Annotated in this window: 7 protein-coding genes; all 7 read left to right on the top strand. The window is 61.2% G+C overall.

What is annotated here, in order from left to right; genetic code table 11:
* Positions 1-352: 352 nt before the first annotated feature.
* The 7 genes from KBX17_RS10305 to pheS all read left to right on the top strand — a co-directional run bounded on the left by KBX17_RS10305 (position 353) and on the right by pheS (position 6,995).
* Complete coding sequence (locus tag KBX17_RS10305) at positions 353-1,795, top strand: S8 family peptidase (RefSeq protein ID WP_256019726.1); 1,443 nt, start codon at positions 353-355, stop codon at positions 1,793-1,795.
* Positions 1,796-1,956: 161 nt separating this feature from the next.
* Positions 1,957-3,069, top strand: a complete 1,113-nt coding sequence (locus KBX17_RS10300; RefSeq protein WP_256019724.1) for a hypothetical protein — start codon at positions 1,957-1,959, stop codon at positions 3,067-3,069.
* Positions 3,070-3,139: 70 nt separating this feature from the next.
* Positions 3,140-3,796, top strand: a complete 657-nt coding sequence (locus KBX17_RS10295; protein ID WP_255997496.1) for a M23 family metallopeptidase — start codon at positions 3,140-3,142, stop codon at positions 3,794-3,796.
* 92 nt (positions 3,797-3,888) lie between these two features.
* Complete coding sequence (locus KBX17_RS10290) at positions 3,889-4,698, top strand: RNA methyltransferase (RefSeq protein WP_255994871.1); 810 nt, start codon at positions 3,889-3,891, stop codon at positions 4,696-4,698.
* 66 nt (positions 4,699-4,764) lie between these two features.
* Entirely contained in the window at positions 4,765-5,388 is a 624-nt protein-coding gene (locus KBX17_RS10285; protein ID WP_255997497.1) for a DJ-1/PfpI family protein, read from the top strand.
* A 67-nt stretch (positions 5,389-5,455) separates the two neighbouring features.
* A complete protein-coding gene (locus tag KBX17_RS10280; RefSeq protein WP_370687604.1) occupies positions 5,456-5,845 on the top strand; it encodes a MarR family winged helix-turn-helix transcriptional regulator in 390 nt (129 codons plus the stop codon).
* Positions 5,846-5,906: 61 nt separating this feature from the next.
* On the top strand, positions 5,907-6,995 hold the full coding sequence (pheS, locus tag KBX17_RS10275) for a phenylalanine--tRNA ligase subunit alpha (RefSeq protein ID WP_256019722.1): 1,089 nt from the start codon (positions 5,907-5,909) through the stop codon (positions 6,993-6,995).
* Positions 6,996-7,011 lie beyond the last annotated feature (16 nt).

Here is a 7,011-nt window from a genome sequence, read left to right as displayed (position 1 = left end):
TCCTGCGGAGCGGATGGCGGAGCTGTTAGGTTTAGCTGAAAGCTAGGAAATGTTGCAACGACCCCTAGAATCCGCCCATTGGGGCTTACCGAAGTTCCGCGGGTGGGGTGAGCGGGGGTGGTGTTTGGTGGTGTTTGCACCCGGTATTCCTGTCAATTTTTCCGCGGTCGATCATGGCGCGGACCTCGGCCATCCCGCGTTTGTGCTCAGGTAAATATCAGCTCAGACTTCGTTTCCGCTTACATTCTGTGACATTGATCTTTTACACTTCGGCACCGCTCCGTCGCTGAAACGACGGGCGGGTGGATGCGACATGACGCTTCACCGAGGTACCGACAGAAAAGGAACGTCAATGAGACCCAAGAAAACAGCGGCCGTCGCGGTAGTGCCTGTAAGCCTCGTGCTGTTAGCCGCAGCGCAAATACCGGTTGCAGGGGCGCAAGATGCGCGCATCACCGATGCTCCGAGAATTGACACGCAGGTGCAGGACGATGAGGCTCCGACGCGCTTCATCGTCGAGTTCACAGAGGAGCCAAGTGCTCCTGAGGAGCGCGCCAGCATTCTCAATTCAGCGACGGACGACCCGCTTCCCGAGGTCACTGAAGTTCGTGAGCGTGAAGACGGCACGAGTGTCGTGGCGGCTGACAAGCGCATGAGCGATGAAGAAGTCCAGGAGTTCATCAAGGACACCCAGAATAGCGGGAAGGTCGCGCACATTGAAGAGGATGTGCGGATGTTTCCCATGGCTGTCAATGATCCTCGCATGGGGCAACAGTGGGCGTTGAACGGAATGGCAGGCCCGAGCATCGAAAGCGCGTGGGAGAATGCTCCGAAGCGGGGCGACGGGCAGACGATCGCTGTTCTGGACACCGGCATCACCTCGCACCCTGATTTGGATGAGAACGTGGCCGGGGGATATGACTTCATTTCTTCTTCCAAGCAGGCTCGCGACGGGGATGGCTGGGACCCTGACCCCCGTGATGAGGGCGACTGGGGGGAAGCGGGTATCTGCGGTGGCGGTGGCGGCAGGCCGTCACCATCTTCCTGGCACGGCACTCACGTTGCAGGTACGTCCGCCGCAGTGACGGACAACGGCGAAGGGGTAGCCAGCGTTGCGCCGAATGCAACGCTACAGCCGGTGCGCGTCATGGGACCGTGCGGTGGCTACAGTTCCGACATCTTCGATGCGATGGATTGGGCCTCTGGTGGCACAGTGAGGGGAGCTGAAGACAACCCGAATCCCGCTAGCATTATCAACATGTCGCTGGGTGGCCCGGGCACGTGCTCCCGCTACTACCAGGAAGTCATCGACAGGGTACGCAGCCGCGGCACCGTCGTCGTTGTCGCCGCTGGCAATGAGAACCAGAACGCGGCCAATGTTTCGCCAGCTAGCTGTAGTGGAGTAGTGACGGTGGCCGCTTCAGGCCAGCGGGACGAGAAAGCAAGCTACTCCAACTATGGGGAGCCGGTTGACATCACAGCTCCTGGCGGCGACGCACGCCAAGGCGGCGGGATCCTGTCTACCTATAACTCCGGGAGCAAACAGCCGGAGCAGCCGAACTACGGCTCGCTGCAAGGCACGTCCATGGCGACGCCGTTTGTTTCCGGTGTCGCTGCACTGATCCGTGGAGAGAACCCAGACATGAGCCCGGAGGAGGTTGCAACTCGACTACGGGACACGGCGCGCCCGATCAAGGGCTCGTGCGCAGGCTGCGGCAGCGGCATCGTCGATCCCGCTGCTGCCGCCGCTGGGCAAAGTGGCGAGCCCCCGGCGGTCCCGAAACCCGGTGATTAATCACTGACCTCCGGTGGTGCGCCGAGCGCGCCCTGCTTGTCGACGCCCCGTGCGCCACGGTTCGCAACCTGGCCGCGGGGCGCTCGGCTTACGGAACCTACCTGAGAAGGCTGTTGTGAGTGTAGGTTGAACCCCAGCAGCGAGGTCAGGAGGGTATCGGTATGGCGGTGAGAGTGGGCGGTGCGCCGTCGGAAAGCGCGTGGCGCTTCTTCGACCGTACGCTGAACACGTCGTGGGGAACGTCTGCAAAGCCGCCCAGCGAAGATAAACCGAAGCGCAAGCCGAATCCCGTGGTGAGAGCGATGAAGGATTTCGCGATGCAGCTGATTGGTCTCCACCTGGGGTACTTGCTCCCGGTTGCCGTGGTTCTCACGTTCGGATTGCCGGCGGTGCTGGTCATCGTTTTCTTCCTGAACATTGAGCGGATGAATTCCGGTGTCGGTGGTCTGGTCATGTTCGCAATCTTGATAGCGCTGGGAATCGCGTGGTTCTTCGTCATGAAACGCATCGTGTCTGATCCCGACTTTCCTCATTCGATCTCGAGGAAGGCGCGCGGCGTGCTGACCAATCCGCTTGTGAAGCAAGCGCAGCGCGGCACGTTCAACGGCATCAACGAAGTTCCGCACGCCTTGCCTTACGCGCGAGCGTTGTTTGAACGGCAGCAGCGCGGGCTCGAACTAGAGAACATGCTGCCTTTTGACGTGCAGATCGCTCACGACATCGAGTTGAACCCCGGCCGGAGTTCGAATCTCATTCGCGTCGCGGAAACTGAGGTGCGCGCAGTCAACCCCATTGCGTTTACTCGCGTCGATTCCGCAGCCTCGGCCACGAACCCGGACCCGAACGACCGTTTCCTCCGGGCACTGGCCGACGAAGCCCGATCGACGAGGACCCTTCCCGTTGGGCATATCATTTCCACCCGTGGAGGCGTTGTTGTGGCAGACGTCAAGTACTGGCGCGGCACACTGACTCAGACATCGAAGCACACCTTGGTGGATCATGCCCTCGGTCTCGAGGAGCTGTCGCGCCACCGGTCGGTGACCGCGCTCGCCGAAGCAGGACGGTTCATCAACGGCGGTGACGTAGCTTTGATCCTCGTCATCGTTGTCGGAGGCAAGGTCGAGGGCGGACAGCTGGAGACACGAATGAAGGGGTTTCCGGTTGTCGTCGCTGAGTGGGAGGAAGCAATGTCGGTTCTCCACCACCTCGACGCGCAGAAGAATGTCGAACCGGTCTCTATCGACACCATTCTCGAGAACAGCCCAGTTGCTTAAGCAGGGTGGGTGCGCTGCCATGAAGTAGCTACGCGCTAGGTAGCGGCGTTCACTCGGTACTCTTGGGGGTGTGGCAGAAGTTGTCGAGCTCGACTTCCCGTTCACCGGTTGGTGGCGCGCACGTAATAGCCCCGCCCGCCGGGTGCCCAGTCACGGCTCGCACATGCTGGGGACTACGTACTCAATTGACTTCATCGGTCTGTCCGAAGGTGGTCGCACCGCGCCGTGGAGCTGGTCCACTCCTTTCGGATTGGAGGATCCGGAGTCGTTCCCGTCATTCGGGCGCGACGTGCTCGCTCCCGTTGGCGGGGAGGTGGTGGAGGCATGGGACGGAATTGCAGACCATGAAGCGCGCCGGTCGCCGTTCCGGCTGCTGCCGTACGTGCTTGGCCAGCGGAAACGCTTGCGCACCGGCGGCATCCGGGCAATCACCGGAAATGCCGTGGTGGTGCGGTGCGCAGCAACCGGGTACTACGTTGCTCTTGTGCACCTGAAGCAGGGGAGCGTGACGGTAACAGTCGGGGATAGTCTCCGTGCCGGCGAAGTGATCGGCCAGTGCGGAAATTCGGGGAACAGCACCCAACCACACGTTCACGTGCAGGTGACTGACTCACTGGACTGGATGCACTGCACAGGCATCCCAATGGCTTTTCGTGCGAGCCCGGATGAGACGGCGTGGATGCCGGGGGAGAACGAGATTTTCCATGTTGCCGAAACGCACCGGTGATACGCGGTGGCGGGTACCACGATGACACGGATGCACGCGAAAGCGCTTAGCATCGAAGTCACATTGCACCCGATTCCGGAGGCTGTCGCCTAATGGCTCTCGACTTTTCTGAACCGTTCACCGAACGCACCCCGCGCGTGGTCAACGCCGCCAAGCTGAACCGGGCAGCCGGCCGGAAGAAGGCTGGTCGGTTCCTTGCAGAAGGAGAGAATTCGGTGGAGGCCGCCGTTGCCACGGGCGCGGCAACAGACCTCTTCGTCACTGAAGCCGCTGCCGATCGCTTTTATGACGTAGTGACCACCGCCGCCTACATGGACGTGTTCACTCACGCCATCACGGACAAGGCCGCCCAGTCTCTCACTGACACAGTGCACACAACCGGCATTTTCGCCGTGTGCAAGCCGGTGACCTGGACGCTCGGCTCTGTGCTCACAGGTCGCCCCAAACTCGTCGCGGTGTGCGTGGGCACGAATGATCCGGGCAATGCGGGAACCATCATCAGGCTTGTCGACGCGCTCGGTGCCGACGCCGTCATTTTCGCCGGTGACACAGTCGACCCAGAGTCCCCGAAGGTAGTCCGTTCTTCTGCCGGCTCGCTCTTCCACGTGCCGGTGGCGCGTGAGCGCGACGTGAACGGTGCGATTGGTCAACTCCGAGCAGCGGGTCTGAAACTGGCGGCGACCACAATGGGCGGAGAAGTCTCGCTCGACGACCCCGGCAATGCGCTTGATCAGCCGACTGCCTGGCTGTTCGGCAACGAGGCGCACGGGCTTCCCGACGATGTACTGGCTGCCGCTGACTATCGCGTCTCCATCCCGATTAAGGGCTCGGCCGAGTCGCTGAATCTTTCCACGGCGGCGTCCATCTGCCTGTGGGAATCCGCCAAGATGCTGGGGGATTGAACCTTTAGCCGAGGCACGGTGGAACGGGGCTAGCGCCCGGGCAAGAATGACAGTATGCTGTCATGTATGACCAAGCTGCTAGCTTGCTACGCCACAGACACCATGGCCGACTGGGAGTTTGCCTACCTCACGACGCTGGTTGCTCGGGCGCAGCAAGCGAAACGGGGGACCTGCGAGATCCAATTCGTGGGAGACAGGGTGGAAGACGTTCACACTCTCGGCGGTTTGAACCTCAAGCCAGATGTTGATCTCGACGAGCTTGATCTCAACCAGTTGAGTGTCCTGGTCATTCCAGGAGGGGACACCTATGGCTCGGGTCATGAACCACTCTTAGAGATTGTCCGAGAATGCGAAAGGCAAGGAGTGCCGGTTGCCGCCATCTGCGGCGGCACTCTCGCACTCGCGCGGGCTGGAGTGCTCGATCATCGCAAACACACCTCAAACGCCGCGGAGTTTCTGGTCGGGACCGGTTATCTAGGGGCCGACAACTACTCGGACGCGCCCACGGTAAGCGACAGGGGAGTGATCACAGCGTCTGGCATCTATCCCGTGCAGTTCACGGCCGCTGTTCTGCGTGAGATTGATTTGCTCTCAAACGTCCTCATCGACTCATGGGAGAAGCTCTACTTGGGTGACCCTGAGGCGTTCCAAGAGTTTATGGAGGCTCTAGGTGCCTGGCAGAACGCCTGAGGGGGACGCTCTCACAGACCTCGTTCTGCCCCTCTTTGAGGTCGCCGCTGAACTGGAGAGCGCAGCTATGTCGATCACGGATGGTACGAGTCTGTCGCCAGCGATGTGGAAAGTTCTGGGCTTGGTCATCGATGAGCCATTGACGGTCGCGGAGATCGCCCGCCGATTAGGAAACGCGCGGCAGAGCGTGCAAAGACTGGCTAACGTTGCCGTCGAGACGGGGGCAGCACAGTGGCAAAGCAATCCCGCGCACAGACGTTCGCCTTTGCTCGCACTCACTCCAGTAGGCAAAGCCAACCTTGCTGAACTCCGGCCGCGCCAACACAGGTGGGCGAATGCGGTTGGCGGCAAGATGGGCGAGGAGGACTTGCAATGCCTCTCGAGCCACGCCGAGAAGCTTCTTAGTGCCTTGCGGGATGTGAGCATTGATAGGGCCCAGCTCACGGTAGCCGAATAACTGGGCCTTGCCGCGGGGAAACCGAGGTGCGCAGGTATGCTGGTGACCGTTTTGAAAACGTATGTCTGGAAAGGCGCGGGTGAACGGTAGCGTGGCTGATCAGAGCACTCCCACACCGGAAATCGAATTGACCGAAGAGAGCTTGAATGCCGCTGCAGATGCAGCCATCGCCGCCTTTGAGGCTGCGGAGGATCTCACCGCCCTCGAGGCCGCTAAGCGCGAGCACCTTGGTGAGCAGTCGCCGATCATGCAGTCACGCAAGGCGCTGGGCACGCTACCCAAGGACCAGCGTAAAGATGCCGGACGGTTCGTGAACATGGCCCGCGGCCGGGCTGAGAAACGCTACAGCGAACTGCACTCTGAACGTGAGGCGGAGTACCGCGAGCAGCAGCTGCGCGAGGAGAAGGTCGATGTCACCCTGCCGACGTCCCGTGCACAGGCCGGTGCAATGCACCCAATTACGACTCTCAGCGAGAACATTGCAGACATCTTCATCGGCATGGGTTGGGAGGTTGCCGAGGGGCCGGAGGTTGAAGCTGAGTACTTCAACTTCGACGCGCTCAACTTCATCCCGGACCACCCGGCGCGCACGCTGCAGGACACGTTCTACGTCGGCAGCGAAGGTTCTCGCCAGGTCATGCGCACGCACACCTCACCGGTACAGGTGCGCACGATGCTCGAGCGTGATCTGCCGATTTATATCGCATGCCCGGGCCGTGTGTTCCGTACGGATGAGCTCGATGCGACGCACACGCCGGTCTTTCACCAGGTGGAGGGGCTCGCCGTCGATAAGGGCCTGACCATGGCGCACCTGCGTGGCACCTTGGACCACCTGGCCAAAGTCCTGTTCGGGCCGGAGACGAAGACGCGCATCCGCACCAACTACTTCCCGTTCACGGAGCCGTCCGCGGAGGTGGATGTGTGGTTCCCGAACAAGAAGGGCGGCGCCGGCTGGATCGAGTGGGGCGGCTGCGGCATGGTCAACCCGAACGTGCTGCGTGCGGTCGGCGTTGACCCGGAGGTGTATTCCGGTTTCGCGTTCGGGATGGGTATTGAGCGCACGCTGCAGTTCCGCAATGGACTGACCGATATGCGCGACATGGTTGAAGGCGATGTGCGGTTCACCCAGCCGTTCGGTGTGCAGGCTTAAGGGATAAGGGGAGGAA

The sequence above is a fragment of the Corynebacterium sp. CCUG 65737 genome (genome assembly GCF_024454115.1).
GTDB classification, from domain to species: domain Bacteria; phylum Actinomycetota; class Actinomycetes; order Mycobacteriales; family Mycobacteriaceae; genus Corynebacterium; species Corynebacterium genitalium.
This window is presented reverse-complemented; position numbering and strand designations above follow the sequence as displayed.

Bases quoted from the DNA above. Each gene is read 5' to 3' on its own strand.
- KBX17_RS10285 (WP_255997497.1), top strand. From the start codon at position 4,765: ATGACCAAGCTGCTAGCTTGCTACGCCACAGACACCATGGCCGACTGG.
- KBX17_RS10305 (WP_256019726.1), top strand. From the start codon at position 353: ATGAGACCCAAGAAAACAGCGGCCGTCGCGGTAGTGCCTGTAAGCCTC.
- pheS (WP_256019722.1), top strand. From the start codon at position 5,907: ATGTCTGGAAAGGCGCGGGTGAACGGTAGCGTGGCTGATCAGAGCACT.
- KBX17_RS10290 (WP_255994871.1), top strand. From the start codon at position 3,889: ATGGCTCTCGACTTTTCTGAACCGTTCACCGAACGCACCCCGCGCGTG.
- KBX17_RS10300 (WP_256019724.1), top strand. From the start codon at position 1,957: ATGGCGGTGAGAGTGGGCGGTGCGCCGTCGGAAAGCGCGTGGCGCTTC.
- KBX17_RS10280 (WP_370687604.1), top strand. From the start codon at position 5,456: ATGTCGATCACGGATGGTACGAGTCTGTCGCCAGCGATGTGGAAAGTT.